We start from the raw sequence: 18,405 nt of genomic DNA, 5'->3' as shown, positions 1-18,405 counted from the left end.
TCACTAATATTTATTATAATGCTTGATGAGGATTATTTATTTAACTAAATTATGTATTTAGAAAATAACCCCTCTATATAGATATTTATTTCATTCTATTTTAAATTGAAACAGAATTATTTAAATATAACTATATTCAGGATCTTTACGGTCAAATTAATGCCAACCCATTCAAATTCATTGCATAGTTTTCCACATAGGCTCTATTAACGTGAAATTATCAGATATTGCTTACACAAGGCTCCAATGAAACGGCACCTTTTGAGCATAGCGGTTGCAACTTGCTGGCTTGCCAGCAGCATCTCCGTCGGCGCCCAGCCCGCGCCCAAGGCACCTGACTTCTTCAACCAGAAGGAAAGGCTGGCCTTGCCATCCCTTCAGGGACTTAATCGGCTGCGCTTCGTGACGACGCTCGATTTCCCGCCCTTCAATGCACTTAACGAAGCCGGACAACTTTCAGGCTACAATATTGACCTTGCGAAAACGCTCTGCAGTCAGATGGGATTGAGCGACATATGCCAGATCGAGGCTGTTCCCTGGAATGAACTTGAAGCCAAGCTGGAAAGTGGTGAAGCGGAAGCAATCATCGCAGGCTTGAGTGTCAATGCGCAAAGCCGGCAGAAATTCGTTTTCACCCGCGCCTATATGCGCTTTCCCGCACGCTTCATAACCAAAAAAGCAAATAGCTTTTCCGAACCTGCGGCGATTTCAACACGCGGCAAAGACATTGGCGTTGTAGCAGGCTCTGCGCATGAACAGCTTTTAAAAGCATATTTTCCACAAGCCGTTGCCAAATCATTTCCCGACCGAGCTGCTCTCTTAGCTTCACTGCAAAAAGGTGAGATCACCGCTGCTTTTGATGACGGCATGTCGCTGTCATTCTGGCTTGAAAGTGATCAGGCTCATGATTGCTGCGTCTTCACAGACGGGCCATATCTGGCACCGCAATATCTTGGCTCAGGTCTGACAATTGCTGTCGCTCAAAAGAATGCTGCTCTGGCAATCGCTTTTAACAGTGCGTTGCAGTCATTACAGCAGCAGGGCAAACTCACAGAGCTCTATCTGCGCTACTTCCCAACCAGCTTCTATTGATTAAGACCTGCAACAGCTGCGCATGAATCGCGTGACAGAATCATCTGTTCGGCGGGTTACGCCCGTTCATGCCAACTCTTTGACCGACGCACGCCGCAGAATTTCGTGCCATTTTGTCGCACCAACGGGAACGCAGCACCGCGAATTTTCAGTGATTATTGAAATTTCCGACCATTCGATACTTACAGTACATAAGTAAAATTATTTGAAATCAAAATATTGAATTGGATTTTCAGGAAATTAAAGCGCTAAATCGCGTCTTATTATGTAATTTCGTATCGCCTTATATCACATTTTCCCAATAAATCCATATGTTTATTTGTTCTTGAAGAATTCTTCTTTTAATCGATAATCAAAATCGAGGAGAAGGAGGAATTATACATGTACCAAGGCATCAGCACTCATTGGCACAAGTCTCCTGCACAGACCCAGCGGTCGCCGAATGAAGCAACCTATGTGTTCTTTGGGATTTTTCTGGCGTGCCTGACTGTTCCTGCAGCAATTATCCTTTGGGCGATTGCTCAAAGCATAATGACGCATTTCTAAGAAAGTCAGGTGATCCCGAGATAGATTGTCGGTCACGAGCCTGTAGATGGCGATGGATTTTGACGAAGCGTAGCGAACAGGTGCGGATAGCGCTTGGTAGACTTCGCACATAAGCTTCCAAATAATGATGGGCCATAGGATGCGCTTGAGTCATCAGATGCTCCGTTGGCGCCTTACGGCATTCAACAAAAAGCCCCGCTTGAGAGCGGGGCTTTTTCTTATTCTCTAACCCCGGCACATCCGTAGGAATATGCCGGGGCTGATCACTTTTAGTGCGTCGCACCGCTCTCGTCGCCATGTGCTGCCTGCTGCTGCACAGGCGCTGGCGCTCCAGCTACATCATCAGGACGCTTTTTAGGCGGCTTGCGTGCGATCAGGCTATAGAACATCGGAATGAAGAAGGTCGCGATGAAGGTCGCAGCCAACATACCACCGATAACGCCGGTACCGATCGAGTGACGGCTTGCCGAACCTGCACCAGAGCTGATTGCCAGCGGGACCACACCAAGGATGAACGCCAGTGACGTCATCACAATCGGACGGAAGCGCAGGCGAGCAGCCTCAGCAGCAGCTTCGATGGCTGACTTACCCTCTTCGCGTTGCAACACTGCAAATTCCACGATCAGAATCGCGTTCTTTGCCGCGAGACCTATGAGCGTCACCAGACCGATCTGGAAGTAGACGTCGTTGGTCAGACCACGCAGATCAGTTGCCAGCAATGCACCGAAGATCGCAAAAGGCACAGCGGTAATGACTGCCAGTGGCAGGCTCCAGCGTTCATACTGGGCGGCAAGGATCAGGAACACCATGAGCAAGCCGAAGATCATAGCCTGACTACCGCTGCCGCTTGTCGTGACTTCCTGATAGGCGGAGCCAGTCCAGGCAATCTGATAGCCCTGCGGGAGCACTTCAGCAGCCACTTCCTGCATCGCCTTGATCGAGTCACCCGACGTGTAACCCGGTGCCGGATTACCCGTGACCTTAGCCGCATTAAACGCGTTGAAACGTTCAAGCTGATCAGGGCCAACAACGCGCTTGACCGTTACCAGCGCGCTCAGCGGGATCATGCTGCCAGAATCGGCGCGCACAAACACATGCTTCAAATCGCTCGGGTCGCGGCGGAACTCGGCTTCCGACTGCAGATTGACCTGATAGTTGCGGCCATAAAGCGTAAAGTCGTTGACGTAAACGCTACCGAAGGTCGCCTGCATGGCGGTGAAGACCGAATTGATCGGCACGCCCATCGCCTTGGCTTTTTCACGGTCAAGCTGGATATCATACTGCGGCACGTTCGGATCAAACGTTGTGCGCACACCCGTCAGTTCCGGGCGCTTGGCCGCGGCATCTGTCAGAAGCTTGGTCGCATTAGTCAGCGATTCAACACCGCCACCCGTACGATCCTGCACGTAAAGTTCGAAACCGCCGGTCGTGCTGAGACCCATGATCGGAGGTGGGTTGAATGCCAGAACCAGACCATCCTGAATGCCCGCATTCATACCCATGATTGCACCGGGCAGATTGCGCGCGTCGAGATCCGGCGTCGTGCGTTCTTTCCAGTCCTTGAGCATGATGAACATCGTACCGGCACTGGTCTTAAGACCACCCGAGAGCAGGTCGAAGCCGGAGACTTCAAACACGCTTTCTACCGCGGGATGCTTACGAATATTTTCGCTGGCCTCATGAAGAACCGCACTTGTGCGCTCCAGCGATGCCGCTGGCGGCAGGATGGCCACACTGAACAGGAAGCCCTGATCTTCGTCTGGCAGAAGCGATCCCGGTACTTTCTCAAAGAGATAATATGTACCGCCCAACAGACCTGCAAAAATCAGCAAGCCAATAGCAGCGCGTTTCAGGAAGAAGCGCACGCCGTTGGTATAACCGCGCGTCAAACTGTCGAAGAAGCGGTTGAAGATACGAAATGGCAGCATCGGCTCATGATGGCCGGGCTTCAGGATCAGCGCGCAGAGTGCGGGCGTCAGCGTCAAAGCCACGATACCGGAGATCGTCACCGAAATCGCAATCGTAACAGCGAACTGCTTATACATTTCGCCGACCAGACCGCCCATGAAAGCGACCGGAATGAACACGGCGCAGAGCACCAGAACAATCGCAATTACCGGCCCTGTCACTTCGCTCATTGCCTTGATGGCAGCTTCGCGTGGCGGCAGTTTCTCGGTCGTCATAATGCGTTCGACGTTTTCCAACACCACGATGGCGTCGTCCACGACGATACCGATCGCCAGAACCAGACCGAACAATGTCAGCAGGTTGATGGAGAAGCCAAGCACATACATGCCTGCGAATGTACCGATAATCGAGATCGGAACCGCGATGACTGGAATAAGCGTTGCACGCCAGTTCTGAAGGAAGATGAAGACCACCAGAACAACGAGGATGATAGCCTCGATGAAAGTATGGATCACTTCCTCGACAGAGACCTTAATGAACTTGGTCGTATCGAATGGAACCGAATAGTCGATACCTTCAGGGAAGCTTGTTTTCAGCTCCGCCATGCGGCTCTGAATAAGCTCCATCGTGTTGAGCGCGTTGGCGCCCGGCTGCAGATAAATCGCAATCGGAACAGCCGGAGTGCCGTTGAGGGCGCTATCTACCAGATAGCTTTCTGTACCCAGTTCCACACGGGCAACGTCCTTAAGACGCAGCGTTGCAGCATTCTTGTCGGAACGAAGAATGATGTTTTCGAACGCTGATGCGTCCGGCAAACGGCCTTGCGTTGTTGCCGTGTAAGTAAACGGCCCTGCCTGCGGATCAGGCTGATCGCCAAAGCGACCTGCCGCAAACTGTGCGTTCTGTTCCTGAATTGCCGTCTGAACATCGGTTGGTGTCAGATTATACTGTGCAAGCTTGTCCGGACGCAGCCAGACGCGCATCGAATAATCGATGTTGCCGAGAAGCTGAACATCGCCCACACCAGTAAGGCGCTTGAGGTCGTCGATGACGTTCAAAAGCGCGTAGTTACCAACATAGGTACGGTCATAGCGATCCGTGGTGGAGAACATCGCCACCATGCCGAGAATGGTGCTGGAGCGCTTATCGACGGTCACGCCGAGACGCTGCACTTCCTGCGGCAGAGACGAAGTTGCACGCTGAACACGGTTGTTGACGTTGATCGTTGCCTGATCCGGATCGGTGCCCAGAGCAAAGGTCACGGTCAGCTGCATGGTGCCGCTGCCAAGGCTCGAGGACTGCATATAAAGCATGTTCTCGACGCCATTGATCTGCTGCTCAAGCGGTGCCGCAACGGTTTGCGTGACCGTTTCAGCACTTGCGCCCGGATAGGTCGCGCTGACGACAACCTGGGGCGGCGTCAGCTCGGGATATTGCGCGACAGGCAGGATCCGCATCGCAATGAGGCCTGCCAGCACAATGATGATGGAGATGACCGCCGCGAAAACCGGACGGTCGACGAAGAATCTATTCATTGCTTGTCTGCCGCCTGTTCTTTTCCGGCCTCTGCTCCAGCTTCGCTTGCAGCCTTCTCAGCTGAAGCTTCAACCGGCTGAACCGTTTTGCCTGGGGCCGCCTTGATCACACCTTCGGTGATGATACGGTCGCCAGCCTGAACGCCTTTGCTGACGAGCCATGCATCCGTCAGTTCGCGGGAAACCGTAACTGGCCGAACTTCCGCAACGTTTTCCTTGTTCACAACATAGACGAACTGGCCTTGCGGGCTTTGCATCAGAGCCGCTTTTGGAACCAGAATTGCGTTGTCGATGGTTACGCCAAGGATCGATGCGCGAACAAACTGACCTGGGATCAAGCGCTGATCAGGATTGTCAACGACAGCACGGGCGCCAAGCGTTCCGGTTTCCGTATCGAGCGACGAGGATGTGAAGTCGATGGTGCCTTCATGGTCATAGGCATCACCGTCACCAAACAGAATCCGGATGCGTAGACGATCCGCATCCTGTCCCGTCGCTCCGCGTGCTTCACGCAGCTTGCGGATTTCCGCAGCTTCCGAGTCCGTGAAGGAGAAGTTGACGTAAACCGGATTGATCTGGGTGATCGATGTCAGCAGGCTCGACGAAGCATCCGTACCGATCAGACTGCCTTCGGAAACCTGTTCGAGACTGGTGATGCCGCTGATAGGCGCCGTAACCTTGGTATAGCTCAGGTTCAGTTCTGCCGTGCGCAACTGCGCCTTGGCAGCCGCAACTGCAGCCTTGTTAAGGTCTCGCGTCGCCAGGGCAGTATCACGGACGGCTGTGCTCTGCACCTTCTGCTGAACGAGCTGCTCGGCCCGTTCCGCATCGCGGATCGACTGCTGATAGGTAGCCTCAGCCTGCGCAACCTGCGCCTGTGCGCGAGCAGCTTCAGCCTCATATGGTGCCGGATCGATCTCGAAAAGCACGTCGCCAGCTTTGACTTCCGTGCCTTCAATAAAGTTGCGATGCAAAAGAATGCCGCCAACGCGAGCACGCACCTGAACATCACGATATGCGCTCACGCGAGCGGCATATTCATAAGGGACTGAAACGTTCTGCGCCTTGAGTTCTGTAACAGTGACCGGCGGAGGTGGTGGCGTAGCCCCTCCTGGCGCCTGCGCATAGGCAGACTGTCCTGCAATAATGAAAAATGCGGCTCCTGCCGCAAAAAGCCGAATAGAACGGTTCATGGTCATAATGGGAGTTGCCCTTGATGTCGCACGGTGCGGCCGAATAAACATACACGAATGTTTGTAAATACGAATTACCGTGTTATAGTCAATCACCTAATGTTACATATCACGAATGATTTATCCCAATTGTGAAGTAAAATCCCGAGACGGCTTTGGGGTTTTTATTCACCTTGGAATATCGAAAGAACCCGAATGCGCAGGACCAAAGCCGAGGCCGCGGAAACCCGTGATGCTATTCTGACGGCCGCCGAGCATGTCTTTCTGGAACGCGGTTTAACGCAATCTACTCTGATGGAGATTGCGGGTCATGCTGGTGTGACACGCGGTGCGATCTACTTCCATTTTCACGACAAGCTCGACATTTTTCAAGCGCTAATCAACCGCACTCGCTTCCCACATGAAGAGATTATGCTACAGGCGGCGGCCTGTGACCATCCCAATCCTCTTTATGTTCTTGAACAGTCGATCCTAACAGCACTTGAACTGTTCATCACCAATGAGCGGCAGCAGAATCTATTCACTATCATCCACCAACGTTGTGAATATGTCGGCGAGATCGCTCCGCTTGTTGAGCATCTAAAAGAAGCCCGCGCGAATGTGCTTTCGCTTTTTACAGGATTGCTCGAAGTTGCAGAACGACGCGGAGAGCTTTCCAGCGAATGGACTTCCCTTTCAGCCGCGCAAATCCTGCTCGCCGTGTTGGGTGGCCTGCTCAATGAATGGCTCAGAAGTGAACGCGGGTTCGATCTGGTCAGCGATGGCGGAAAAGCCATCAAAACCATGATGAAATCCATGCGCCGCGAACCGGTTCCTGTCGCGTAAAGCTGCACTTTGTATCTCCAATAGACATTGCCTCACCGCATCGTGATCCCCTCTCCGTAATTATTGGGAGAGACGTTCTCTCAAATTTTAATTTACGCTTACGTCAATGTAACTCTTGCGATTACGACGAAAGTCGACCACATTAATTTTTGAGGAGCGTGCCTTTCCTTTATTGAGGATCTGGCATCATTGGGAGAAGGGTGGCGGGCTTGCTGCTCAAACAACGGACGGAGCAATCCGGGGAGAAGGCATGGTAAAAAAGGCAACAGAAACCAAAACCACGTCGAGCTCAGCAGTGGGCACTGCAGCTGAAGCATCACCTGCACTGGATAAGATTTGGCTGAAATCCTATCCGAAAAGCGTTCCGCATGAGATTGATCTGAGCAAAGCCACTTCAATTGGCGACATGATCTCCAATGCGTGCCGTCAATTTGCAGACAGGCCAGCATTCACCTGCATGGGCAAGGATCTATCCTATAAGGATCTGGACGAAAACTCGCGCGGGCTTGCTGCCTGGCTTCAGTCGCGTGGATTGGTCAAGGGTGATCGCGTCGCCGTCATGATGCCAAATATTCTGCAGTATCCGATTACTATCTCGGCAATTCTTCGTGCCGGTCTGGTCGTCGTCAACGTCAACCCGCTTTATACACCGCGCGAGCTTCAGCATCAGCTAAACGACTCTGGTGCAAAAGCTTTGGTCGTGCTCGAAAACTTCGCAGCGACAGTTCAAAAATCACTGGCTTCCATCCATGTACCGAACATTATTGTTGCCACGATGGGTGATATGCATGGCTTTAAAGGCCACATCATCAATCTGGTGGTGCGCAAGGTAAAGAAGCTGGTGCCAGCATGGAATATTCCGGGCCATGTGCGCTTCAAGGATGCGTTGACGCAGGGGCGCGGCAAATCCTTCAACCCGGTTCCGGTCGGCAACTCCGACCTCGCCTTCCTGCAATATACCGGCGGCACCACAGGCATTTCCAAAGGCGCAATGCTCAGCCACACCAATATTCTCGCCAATGTTGAGCAGATGCAGCTCTGGATGGATGTAGCCTTCCAGAACAAGGGCAAACCGAAGGAACTCAACTTCGTTTGCGCATTGCCGCTCTATCATATCTTCGCGCTGACCGTGAACGCGATGATCGGCATGAAGCTTGGCGCGCGCAATATCCTCATTCCCAACCCGCGCGATATTCCTGCATTCGTCAAAGAACTGCAGAAATATCCGTTCCATATTTTTCCGGGCCTCAACACCCTGTTTAATGCCCTGATGAACAATGATGAATTCAAAGCGTTGAATTTCAAACCGCTTATTCTCACACTGGGTGGCGGTATGGCGGTGCAACGCCCTGTGGCTGAACGCTGGCAGCAAATGACCGGTTGTCACATAACGGAAGGCTATGGCCTTTCCGAAACCTCGCCTGTTGCGTCAGCCAATGCACTTGATGCGACCGAGTTTAGCGGGACCATCGGTCTTCCGATGCCATCGACCGATATTGTCATTCGTGATGATGACGGCAAGGATCAGCCGCTTGGGGAAGTGGGCGAGATTTGTGTGCGTGGCCCTCAGGTCATGCTCGGCTACTGGAACCGCCCCGATGAAACTTCCCGCGCTATCATGCCAGACGGTTTCTTCCGTACCGGCGATATGGGCTTCATGGACGAAAACGGCTTCACCAAGATCGTTGACCGCAAGAAGGACATGATCCTCGTTTCCGGCTTCAACGTCTATCCGAATGAAATCGAGGAAGTGGCTGCGGAACATCCCGGTATCGTGGAATCGGCAGCCGTCGGCATTCCAAACGAACATTCAGGTGAAGTCGTGAAGCTCTACGTGGTGCGCCGCGATCCTAACCTGACGGAGGAAGATGTGAAGTCCTTCTGCGCCCAGCGCCTCACCAACTATAAGCGTCCGCGCGAAGTCGAATTCCGTGACGCACTGCCGAAAACCAATGTCGGCAAAATCCTGCGTCGTGAACTTAGAGACTAAACAGTCTCAATCATTAAGGATGACAAACTGCGGCTCTACTGAGCCGCAGACGGCAGAGCATTGTGTCAAAGGGAATGGGCCGATGATTGAAGAAGTCACCTTTGAAGCCAGCGACGGCTTCCCACTTTGTGGGCAGCTGTTCCATGGCGAAGGCAGAAAGCCCCTTGTGCTGATTTCATCGGCAACCGCCGTGCCGCAAGGCTTTTATTCCGCCTTTGCCAAGCACCTCATCGCCAACGGTGCGCGCGCGGTTCTAACTTACGATTATCGTGGCGTCGCCGCTTCCCGCCGTGCCCGCAAAGCAGTACCCGAAATCCGTTTCAAGGATTGGGCCGTTAAGGATTTTCCTGCCGCACTCCGCTGTTTGCAGGCAGTTGCGCCAGGACATGAGACGGTTGGCATCGGCCAATCGTTTGGCGGACAGGCATTGGGCATTTCTGATTGTTCCAGCGGTTTCTCACGTTATGGCATGGTGGCAACCATGTCGGGTGCAGTGCATCTTCTGGACGATAAATGGGTCTGGCCACGCATGAATATCGTTGGCGTGCCTGTCTCCTACCTCACACCTAATATGCCACGCTGGATGAATGGCGAGCCAATCCCCGGATCGGTATTCCGCGATTGGGCGCGGTGGTGCCGGATGAAGAACTATTTCTTTGACGATCCGCAGCTTGGCGCAGCTGAGCTTTTGGCCAAGGTCAAAATGCCTGTTCTTGCAGTCGGACTGGAAGATGATCAATGGGGAACGCGGCGCGCCGTCAATCACTTTTTAAGCTATCATATCAGCGCGCCGATTGAGCAGCGCTGGTATTCACCAGCCGACACTGGCGGCCAGCCAATCGGTCATCTCGGCTTTTTCCGCTCGCGATTTTCTCAAAGTCTTTGGCCGGAAATGACAGAATGGCTGCTGGATGGCGTTTTACCATCCAGCCAGGATCATTTGAACAAAGCTGGCAGATCAGCGATGGAATCAAGCACCACATCGGCGTGAGGCTCAAGCGCTTCGCGTGGGCTGTTGCCGGACAGAACGCCAACACCAAGACCAGCTTTTGCAGCATGTGCCGTTTCTAGATCGTGCAGATTATCGCCGACCATGGCGATTGCGCCCGGTTCAAGGCCCACTTTTTTCGCAAAATAGAGCAATGGGTCTGCAAATGGCTTTGGGCGCTCTGCCGTGTCATAGCCGATCACGACATCAAACAAATGGTCGATCCCCAGCGCCTTGGCTGTGGCATGGGCGCCCGCTTCTGAATCGTTAGTCGCAATGCCAAGGACAAAACCCATTTCACGAAGGGTTTCCAAGGTTTCCTTCAAGCCTTCAATTGCAACCGCAGAACGCGCACCTTCAGCAACCGTATAACTGTCAAACTCAGCGATCTTGGCTTTGAAACCAGCCTCGTCAATATCCGGGTGCCAGAGCTGAACGATGTCTTCGACCGTACCGGCAGCAATCACCGAATTGGCGCGAAAACGCGATGCTTCCCAGTCATAACCGCCAGCGTCGAGCAGCGAGCGTGCACGATGCTCATCGCCATTGGCGGTGCGCTGCGCGAGGTTCCACGACACGGTAAACCATGTGCGGTCAAAATCGATCAATGTGCCATCCTTATCGAACAGGATGGCACGGATTGATTTCAACTTTTCGGAGGAAAGGGATGCACTCATGCCTCTAACGCACCGGAACGTTTCTTGACTGCCGAAGGCTTTGAGCCGAGCAGTTTCAGCAAATCGTCACCACGGCGGACATAACGCAGTGTCCGGCGCGTGAGAATACGGCCTGCCTGCGGCGCGGTCAGCGTAATGTCGCCTTCCGGTTCACCCGGACGGGTCACGACGGTCACAAGCTTTGCACCCGCCTCCACCACATCGCCCGGAACCACATGATAAAGCACCATACCGCCTTCCGGCGCGCGCAGCATCTCTACATTTTCAAGCGGCGTGATGAGGCCCTTGTAGTCGAGATCGAGCTTTACGCTTTCGTCGACAATGACACCACGATGGACGAGGAACTTGTAAAGGCCTTCGGCATCACCTTTGCCCATGTCAGCATAGACATCGCTTAAGCCCCGGAATTCAACCGTAGTGACGGCGCGGCGCTTCATGTTGCGCTTATCGGCAGGCAATTGCAGAACAGGATGCGCGCAGGCTTCCTCAAAAGCTGCATCCGCTGTCGTGTCCCATGCGAGGATCGCGGTCGAGCCGAGTGCCACGGCCAGATCCTTCATGTCTTCCACAAATTCCTTGGCGATATAGACGTAGTTTTCGCTTTCATCATCGCAATGAAGATCGAGCACAATGTCATTTTCGAGAGCAAGCTTCAGAAGTGTGCTTTTCAGACGCTGTGCAAGCGCTACCGGCGCGTCCGGGCCGGGCAATTCAGACGTGTCGAAATCCGGCAGCAGCGGGAAAGCGCGATTGAAATTAACCGCCGAGAAAAACTCGAAACGGCCCAGATGCTGATGTGCCTGCCACTGGTTCGAGCCAATCGGATTTGCCTGTGGGATAACCGTGATATTGCCGAGAATGCGGCCTTCTTCAGATGCTTTTTTCAGCATCGGAACGAGAAAATGCAGAGCAGCCTGTCCCGGTAATTCACCGCCATGCAGCGACGATTGCAGATAGGCGGTCGGTGCATCGCTGTCTTTGCCTGCAAAGCGCAGCACACGCAGTTCAATGGCGTTACCCGGTACATCGCCGGCAAACTCGATAATCTCGGTCTTCATTTCAGTTCCCATTTTCATTCAGCACTTCATACCTAGACGGAAAAAAAGCCGGGTGTGAAACCCGGCTTTATCCTTATCCACCTGTTTGTAATATCAGGCTTTGCGGCGTGCATGCAAATGGGCAACGAGGCCCACTGTCGAAGCGTCTTTGCCTTCAGCAGATTCGGCACCCGAAACAACCGGAAGAAGCTCGGTTGCGAGTTCCTTGCCAAGTTCCACGCCCCACTGGTCAAACGCATTGATGCCGAAAATCTGCGCTTCCACGAACACGCGATGTTCGTAAAGAGCGATCAGGCGACCGAATGCAAACGGATCCAGCTTGTCGTGAACAAGGGTGAGCGACGGACGGTTACCGGAGAACACGCGATGCGGTGCAATGCGTTCGACTTCCGCTTCGGGCAGCTTCTTAGACTGGAGCTGCGCGCGGGCTTCATCGAGCGTACGGCCCTTCATCAAGGCTTCCGACTGCGCAAGGCAGTTGGCGAGCAACATTTCGTGCTGATGATCAAGATGCTTTTCATGGCCCTTTGCCGCAACGATGAATTCGAGCGGAATGGTGTCGGTGCCCTGATGCAGCAGCTGGAAGAAAGCGTGCTGGCCATTCGTACCAGGCTCACCCCAGACAACCGGACCCGTTGGGCCGGAAACCGGCTTGCCGTCAACCGTCACGCTCTTGCCGTTCGATTCCATGTCGAGCTGCTGGAGATAGGCTGGAACACGCGCCAAACGCTGATCATAAGGGATGACTGCGCGGCTGGAATAATCGCAGATAGCGCGGTGCCAATAGCCGATAAGGCCGAGCCAGATTGGCAGGTTCTTTTCCAGCGGCGCATCACGGAAATGCACGTCCATCGAATGTGCGCCAGCAAGGAACTTGCGGAAATTATCTGCACCAATAGCGATCATCACTGGCAGGCCAATCGCCGACCAGACCGAATAACGACCGCCGACCCAATCCCAGAAACCAAAGACGCGCTCTTCGCCGATACCGAATGCGGCAACCTTATCAAGCGCGGTCGAGACGGCAGCAAAATGTGCACCAACGGCATCTTCACCCAGAGCATCCGCAATCCATTTGCGCGCGGTCTGCGCGTTGGTCATGGTTTCGATGGTGGTGAAGGTCTTCGACGCTACGATGATGAGTGTCGTTGCCGGATCAAGCACATTGAGCGTGTCGGCAATATGCGCGCCATCGATGTTCGACACATAATGTGCGCGTGGGCCATCATGGTAAGGCGAAAGCGCAATCGTCGCCATGACCGGGCCGAGATCGGAACCGCCGATCCCGATATTGACGATATCGGTGATCTTCTTGCCTGTCGCACCCTTGATGGAGCCGGAGCGGATGCCATCGGAGAAGGCAGCCATACGGTCGAGCACTTCCTTCACGTCCGGCAGGACGTTGTGGCCATCGACCAGCACTTCTTTCGACGTGGTGTCGCGAAGGGCCACATGCAGAACAGCGCGATCTTCGGTGTTGTTGATGTGCTCACCTGCAAACATTGCAGCGCGACGGCCTTCAACATCAGCCGCCTTTGCAAGTTCGGTCAGAAGTGCAACCGTCTCATCATTGACGCGGGCCTTCGACCAGTCGAACAGCAGATCATGAAGCGACAGCGAATAACGCTCAAAACGGCCCGGATCGGCTTTGAATGCGGCACGCATGTCTTTTGGTGCAGATTCCGCCCAATGTTTCTTCAGCTTTGCGACCGTTGCTTCAAGCTTCGCCGTGTCTCTTGCCATGATGGTACTCCCAGTCAATCAAATCGATTTAATTGCGGATAATTAAGCAGTTTATTCGAGAAATGCATCCGTTAAATTACAGAAATTTTCCTTTTGATGTGGTTCCATATATGCATATGCATCAATTTAGGTTGATCAGGAGTTTAGTCAAAGCATGGACCTCGTCGGAGAAGAGAGAATTAGCGCACCCCGGCAGGCCGTCTGGGACGCACTCAACGACATCGATACGCTAAAAAACTGCATTCCCGGCTGCGAAGATCTGGAACGTCTGTCTGAAACAGAAATTCGAGCCGCGCTGAAAGTCAGCCTCGGTGTGATCAAAGTGCGTTTCCATGGAATGCTTGAACTCTCCAACATGAACCCGCCTGCCTCCTATACGATCTCCGGGCGCGGTGAAGGCTCTATTGCCGGCTTTGCGCATGGCGACACCGACGTGACTCTGACTGAAGATGGCAATGACACGATCCTGAGCTACGTGATCCGTGGCGATGCTGGTGGCAAGATCGCACAACTTGGGTCGAAACTGCTCGGTTCGGTCGCCCGCAAGATTGCGGATCGCTTCTTTGCCAATATCGGTGCTGCGGCGGCACAAAAAGCGGCACAAAATGCCGCTGCAAAAACGGCATAATTTCATTCCAAGATGGTATGAGAATAGATGGGAAAGCGTTTTTGCTTTTCGTCCCTATGAGGTAGTCGATAATCCAGCAGCATGATGAAGGCCTATCGGCATGAAACCCAGAGACACCGCGACCTATATTTTCCTAGCCATTGCATGGGGGCTATCGTTCCTCGTGGTGCTGCGCGTGGTCGAGGCCTTCGGCTGGGTGGGCGCCGTTGCCTTCCGCTCCTTCATTGCCGCAGGAACACTGTTTGCAATCGCCAAACTTTCCGGGCGCAAGCTTGATTTTCACGCTGGATGGAAACCCTTTGCCGTTGTTGGTGCAACCACCGTTGCGGGCCAGCTGATCGGCCTTTCCTACGGAACACCACTCATTGGAACGGCGATGGCCGCGATCTGCGTTGCATCCATTCCGCTTTTTTCGATGGTCATCAGCCAGCTCTGGGGGCTTGAGCGCATTACATCACGCGGCCTGATCGGTCTGCTGCTCGGTGTGACGGGCATCGTGCTTCTGGTCGGCTTCCCGGCAGTTGCGGTTACGCCTGAATTTATCATGGGCTGTGTGGCTGTACTTTTCTCCTGCTTCTCGGCAGCTTTCGGCAGCAATTATGCAAGCCGTCGCCTTTCAACCACTGGCTCATGGGAAACCACCATTGGCGCATTCGTCTTTGGCGGCATCCTGACTTTGCCACTGATCGTTGCCATCCCTGTACCAGCTATGCCGGGACTTGTTGACTTCATCTACCTGCTGATTTCGGCCTGCGTGATGAGCGCCCTCACCTATGTGCTTTATTTCAGACTGGTCGGAAACGTCGGACCAACAAAAGCCATTAGCGTAGAATTTGCAGTCACCGTGATTGCGGTTCTGGTGGGCGCGGTTTTCCTGAAAGAACAGCTCTCCATCATCCAGTTTGTCGGAGCGGCCGTCATCATTGCTGGCTGTGCGCTGGTGCTAAGCTCACGCCCTGCCCTTCCTAAAGAAGCTGAAGCTTTCCCGGGCGCTGAGACAGACGAAACCTCTGACAACAATATTATCAAGTCAGAGACAATCTGATTTTATGCTCCCATCAAGTTACAAAGGCCCGTGCTTCCAAAGCCGGGCCTTTTCTACATTTGTGGTGCCTAAAAGTCATAAATTGACCAGATGATAAAAAATTTGACCTTCCGTAAAAATCTGTCATCCTGTCATTAACGGGCATCACGCGACGATAAAGATCGCAGCCCGGAACAGAGTTCAAGGTGCGCAAAGGGAACCCGCGCCTTAACAAGCAAAAATGGGAGATGCGATCGATGAGATCAGCAGAGAATTCACCTATTGATGCAATTGATAATCCGGGACACGCAAACGGGCCTGATATCCATGGCTCGCGGCTGGAAAAGGCCGATTATGCGCATGTTTTCGATGATCTGCATCCGCCGCTCAACAAGCATGAAGCCCTCGTTGAATCCGACCGCTGCTATTATTGCTATGATGCGCCTTGCATGAATGCATGTCCTACCAGCATCGACATTCCGCGTTTCATTCGCCAGATCAATACCGGCAATGCAATTGGTGCGGCAAAGACCATTCTTTCAGAAAACATTCTGGGTGGCATGTGCGCCCGCGTTTGCCCGACCGAAACGCTGTGCGAAGAAGTGTGTGTTCGCGAAACTTCGGAAGGTAAGCCGGTCAAGATTGGTGAATTGCAGCGTTATGCCACCGATGTTTTGATGGAAACCGGCAATCACCCATTCAAGCGCGCACCTGATACCGGCAAGCACATCGCCATTGTTGGCGCAGGTCCAGCGGGCCTTTCTGCGGCGCACCGCCTTGCGATGCTTGGGTCTAGGGTGACGATTTTTGAAGCGCGCCCCAAGGGCGGCGGTCTTAATGAATATGGTATTGCCGCCTATAAGACGGTCAATAATTTTGCCCAGCGCGAACTGGAATTCGTGCTGAAAATCGGCGCGATCAATATCGAGTATAACCAGACACTCGGTCAGGACATCACGATTGAAGCCTTAAAAGCGGGCTATGATGCGGTGTTCCTCGGCATGGGAATGCCCGGCGTGAATGATCTGGGACTTGTTGGCGAAGACGCGCCCAACGTGATCGATGCCGTTGATTACATCGCCAATCTACGTCAGGCAAAAGACCTCGCGTCTCTGCCTGTTGGCCGTCATGTTGTGGTTATCGGTGGCGGCATGACCGCAGTGGACGTTGCCATCCAGACCAAGAAGCTCGGTGCTGAAAACGTGACCATCGTTTATCGTCGCGGTCAGGAAAGCATGAATGCCAGCGCCTATGAACAGGAATTGGCGCAGATCCACGGCGTGGTGATCCGTCACTGGTTGCAGCCACATGCACTTGAGCGGAGCGACGACGGCACCGTCAATGCCGTAGTATTCGAATATACCAATGCCGATAGCGGCAAGCTTTCCGGCACCGGCGAATATCTCATTCTTGAAGCCGATCAGGTTTTCAAGGCAATCGGTCAGAAGTTTGAACCAGAGCCAATTGCAGGTTCAGGCATCGGACTCTCCAAAGGACGCATTAGCGTCGATGATGAACGTCGCACATCCGTTGAGGGCATTTGGGCGGGGGGCGACTGCGTTGCAGGTGGACAGGATCTGACCGTTGCATCGGTGGAAGACGGCAAGGTTGCCGCTGAATCCATCCATGCGACGCTGACGAAACGTCCCGAAGCGATTGAAGGCTTTGCCGATGCGGTGCTGTCGGGCGGCGCGCTTCATGCGCCAACTCCGTCTACTCATCGTGACCGCAGTGTGCCTTTGGGCCAGGAACAGGGCTGAGGAGAGTAAACATGGCTGATCTTTCAACGAACTTCCTCGGCATCAAGTCGCCAAACCCGTTCTGGCTGGCTTCGGCTCCGCCGACTGACAAAGCTTACAATGTCGAGCGTGCTTTCAAGGCTGGTTGGGGTGGCGTGGTCTGGAAAACGTTGGGTTCCGAAGGCCCGCCGGTGGTCAATGTTAATGGTCCGCGCTATGGCGCTATCCATGGCGCTGACCGGCGTCTGCTTGGTCTTAACAATATCGAGCTGATCACCGACCGCCCGCTCGAAGTGAACCTTCGTGAAATGAAAGAAGTGAAGATGCGTTGGCCCGACCGCGCATTGATCGCATCGATCATGGTGCCGTGCGAAGAAGAAGCATGGAAAGCCATTCTGCCACTGGTGGAAGAAACCGGCGCTGACGGCATCGAACTGAACTTCGGTTGTCCGCACGGCATGAGCGAACGCGGCATGGGTGCGGCCGTCGGTCAGGTGCCGGAATATGTCGGCATGGTTGTGAAATGGTGCAAGCAATATAGTCGTATGCCGGTGATCACCAAGCTGACACCAAACATCACCGATATCCGCAAACCTGCACGCGGCGCAAAGGCCAATGGCACCGATGCTGTATCGCTGATCAACACGATCAATTCCATTGTGTCGGTCGATCTCGACAGCATGTCGCCGGTTCCGTCCATTGACGGTCGCGGCAGCCACGGCGGTTATTGCGGACCGGCGGTCAAGCCGATTGCGCTGAACATGGTGGCGGAAATTGCACGCGATCCTGAAACCTATGGCCTGCCGATTTCAGGCATTGGCGGTATTACCACATGGCGCGATGCTGCTGAATTTATCGCGCTCGGCTGCGGCACCGTTCAGGTCTGTACTGCTGCAATGACCTATGGTTTCAAGGTCGTTGAGGAAATGATCGACGGTCTTTCCGACTGGATGGACAGCAAAGGCTATCAGACGCTTGATGATTTCCGCGGCATGGCCGTGGGGCATGTGAGTGACTGGCAGTATCTCAACCTCAATTATGTCACCAAGGCACGGATTGATCAGGATTCCTGCATCAAGTGCGGTCGTTGCCATATTGCCTGCGAAGACACCTCACATCAGGCAATCACCAATCTGGTGAATGGTGCGCGGCACTTTGAGGTGATCGATGAGGAATGCGTTGGCTGCAATCTTTGCGTCAATGTCTGCCCGGTCGAGGATTGCATCACCATGGAGCAGATCGGCGATTTCGATCCGCGCACCAAGGCACCGATCCCGGCACAATATGCCAACTGGACAACCCATCCGAATAACCCGATGGCTGTAAAAGAAGCTGCTGAATAGAGCGCATCCCGAAAAGTGGGAACCGCCTACGCGGGGAAATTAGTCCACTGGACTAATTTCTGTTCCCGCTCCGATCAGATAAGATGCGCGTAAAACAAATATCAAAAACGCCGGGG

13 protein-coding genes are annotated in these 18,405 nt (G+C 53.6%); 8 read left to right on the top strand and 5 right to left on the bottom strand.

Annotated features, from left to right (window positions below; genetic code table 11):
* The first annotated feature begins 246 nt into the window (after positions 1–246).
* Complete coding sequence (locus CEV34_RS08840; RefSeq protein ID WP_007873496.1) at positions 247–1,092, top strand: transporter substrate-binding domain-containing protein; 846 nt, start codon at positions 247–249, stop codon at positions 1,090–1,092.
* An 815-nt stretch (positions 1,093–1,907) separates the two neighbouring features.
* On the opposite strand, the gene CEV34_RS08835 is transcribed toward CEV34_RS08840, so the two are convergent.
* Positions 1,908–5,081, bottom strand: coding sequence for an efflux RND transporter permease subunit (locus CEV34_RS08835; RefSeq protein WP_007873494.1), 3,174 nt, complete (start codon positions 5,079–5,081; stop codon positions 1,908–1,910).
* Positions 5,078–6,280 (bottom strand): efflux RND transporter periplasmic adaptor subunit, encoded by a 1,203-nt coding sequence (locus tag CEV34_RS08830; protein WP_094543523.1) that lies wholly within the window; start codon positions 6,278–6,280, stop codon positions 5,078–5,080. The genes CEV34_RS08835 and CEV34_RS08830 overlap by 4 nt, the downstream gene beginning before the upstream one ends.
* 189 nt (positions 6,281–6,469) lie before the next feature.
* Between CEV34_RS08830 and CEV34_RS08825 the strand changes: the two genes are divergently transcribed.
* The 3 genes from CEV34_RS08825 (at position 6,470) to CEV34_RS08815 (ending at position 10,080) form a co-directional block, all read left to right on the top strand.
* Positions 6,470–7,099 (top strand): TetR family transcriptional regulator, encoded by a 630-nt coding sequence (locus CEV34_RS08825; RefSeq protein WP_007873487.1) that lies wholly within the window; start codon positions 6,470–6,472, stop codon positions 7,097–7,099.
* Between the two features lie 250 nt (positions 7,100–7,349).
* The gene (locus CEV34_RS08820) at positions 7,350–9,089 is read left to right on the top strand and encodes a long-chain fatty acid--CoA ligase (protein ID WP_007873486.1); all 1,740 of its coding nucleotides are present in this window, start codon (positions 7,350–7,352) and stop codon (positions 9,087–9,089) included.
* Positions 9,090–9,171: 82 nt separating this feature from the next.
* Entirely contained in the window at positions 9,172–10,080 is a 909-nt protein-coding gene (locus CEV34_RS08815) for an alpha/beta hydrolase family protein (RefSeq protein WP_235819026.1), read from the top strand.
* On the opposite strand, the gene CEV34_RS08810 is transcribed toward CEV34_RS08815, so the two are convergent.
* The 3 genes from CEV34_RS08810 to pgi all read right to left on the bottom strand — a co-directional run bounded on the left by CEV34_RS08810 (position 10,026) and on the right by pgi (position 13,555).
* Complete coding sequence (locus CEV34_RS08810) at positions 10,026–10,754, bottom strand: HAD family hydrolase (protein ID WP_007873484.1); 729 nt, start codon at positions 10,752–10,754, stop codon at positions 10,026–10,028. The genes CEV34_RS08815 and CEV34_RS08810 overlap by 55 nt on opposite strands.
* Positions 10,751–11,812 carry a M14 family metallopeptidase gene (locus CEV34_RS08805; RefSeq protein WP_007873483.1) on the bottom strand — a complete coding sequence of 354 codons (1,062 nt, stop codon included), beginning with the start codon at positions 11,810–11,812 and terminating at the stop codon, positions 10,751–10,753. Before CEV34_RS08805 ends, CEV34_RS08810 begins: the two co-directional genes overlap by 4 nt.
* Positions 11,813–11,905: 93 nt before the next feature.
* Positions 11,906–13,555, bottom strand: coding sequence for a glucose-6-phosphate isomerase (gene pgi / locus CEV34_RS08800; protein ID WP_007873482.1), 1,650 nt, complete (start codon positions 13,553–13,555; stop codon positions 11,906–11,908).
* A gap of 154 nt (positions 13,556–13,709) precedes the next feature.
* Between pgi and CEV34_RS08795 the strand changes: the two genes are divergently transcribed.
* From CEV34_RS08795 to preA, 4 genes are all read left to right on the top strand, one after another.
* Entirely contained in the window at positions 13,710–14,183 is a 474-nt protein-coding gene (locus CEV34_RS08795; RefSeq protein WP_007873480.1) for a CoxG family protein, read from the top strand.
* A 100-nt stretch (positions 14,184–14,283) separates the two neighbouring features.
* On the top strand, positions 14,284–15,228 hold the full coding sequence (locus CEV34_RS08790) for a DMT family transporter (RefSeq protein WP_007873478.1): 945 nt from the start codon (positions 14,284–14,286) through the stop codon (positions 15,226–15,228).
* Positions 15,229–15,455: 227 nt separating this feature from the next.
* Complete coding sequence (locus CEV34_RS08785) at positions 15,456–16,967, top strand: NAD(P)-dependent oxidoreductase (protein WP_179253477.1); 1,512 nt, start codon at positions 15,456–15,458, stop codon at positions 16,965–16,967.
* Positions 16,968–16,978: 11 nt separating this feature from the next.
* Entirely contained in the window at positions 16,979–18,289 is a 1,311-nt protein-coding gene (gene preA, locus CEV34_RS08780; protein ID WP_007873474.1) for an NAD-dependent dihydropyrimidine dehydrogenase subunit PreA, read from the top strand.
* The last annotated feature ends 116 nt before the right edge of the window (positions 18,290–18,405 follow it).

The sequence above is a fragment of the Brucella pseudogrignonensis genome, assembly GCF_002252525.1.
Classification (GTDB): domain Bacteria; phylum Pseudomonadota; class Alphaproteobacteria; order Rhizobiales; family Rhizobiaceae; genus Brucella; species Brucella pseudogrignonensis.
The sequence above is the reverse complement of the archived record's forward strand: the minus strand, read 5'-3'. Positions and strand labels throughout refer to the sequence as shown.

Bases quoted from the DNA above. Each gene is read 5' to 3' on its own strand.
- preA (WP_007873474.1), top strand. From the start codon at position 16,979: ATGGCTGATCTTTCAACGAACTTCCTCGGCATCAAGTCGCCAAACCCG.
- CEV34_RS08790 (WP_007873478.1), top strand. From the start codon at position 14,284: ATGAAACCCAGAGACACCGCGACCTATATTTTCCTAGCCATTGCATGG.
- CEV34_RS08805 (WP_007873483.1), bottom strand. From the start codon at position 11,812: ATGAAGACCGAGATTATCGAGTTTGCCGGCGATGTACCGGGTAACGCC.
- CEV34_RS08785 (WP_179253477.1), top strand. From the start codon at position 15,456: ATGCGATCGATGAGATCAGCAGAGAATTCACCTATTGATGCAATTGAT.
- CEV34_RS08825 (WP_007873487.1), top strand. From the start codon at position 6,470: ATGCGCAGGACCAAAGCCGAGGCCGCGGAAACCCGTGATGCTATTCTG.
- CEV34_RS08830 (WP_094543523.1), bottom strand. From the start codon at position 6,280: ATGACCATGAACCGTTCTATTCGGCTTTTTGCGGCAGGAGCCGCATTT.
- CEV34_RS08810 (WP_007873484.1), bottom strand. From the start codon at position 10,754: ATGAGTGCATCCCTTTCCTCCGAAAAGTTGAAATCAATCCGTGCCATC.
- pgi (WP_007873482.1), bottom strand. From the start codon at position 13,555: ATGGCAAGAGACACGGCGAAGCTTGAAGCAACGGTCGCAAAGCTGAAG.
- CEV34_RS08795 (WP_007873480.1), top strand. From the start codon at position 13,710: ATGGACCTCGTCGGAGAAGAGAGAATTAGCGCACCCCGGCAGGCCGTC.
- CEV34_RS08835 (WP_007873494.1), bottom strand. From the start codon at position 5,081: ATGAATAGATTCTTCGTCGACCGTCCGGTTTTCGCGGCGGTCATCTCC.
- CEV34_RS08820 (WP_007873486.1), top strand. From the start codon at position 7,350: ATGGTAAAAAAGGCAACAGAAACCAAAACCACGTCGAGCTCAGCAGTG.
- CEV34_RS08840 (WP_007873496.1), top strand. From the start codon at position 247: ATGAAACGGCACCTTTTGAGCATAGCGGTTGCAACTTGCTGGCTTGCC.
- CEV34_RS08815 (WP_235819026.1), top strand. From the start codon at position 9,172: ATGATTGAAGAAGTCACCTTTGAAGCCAGCGACGGCTTCCCACTTTGT.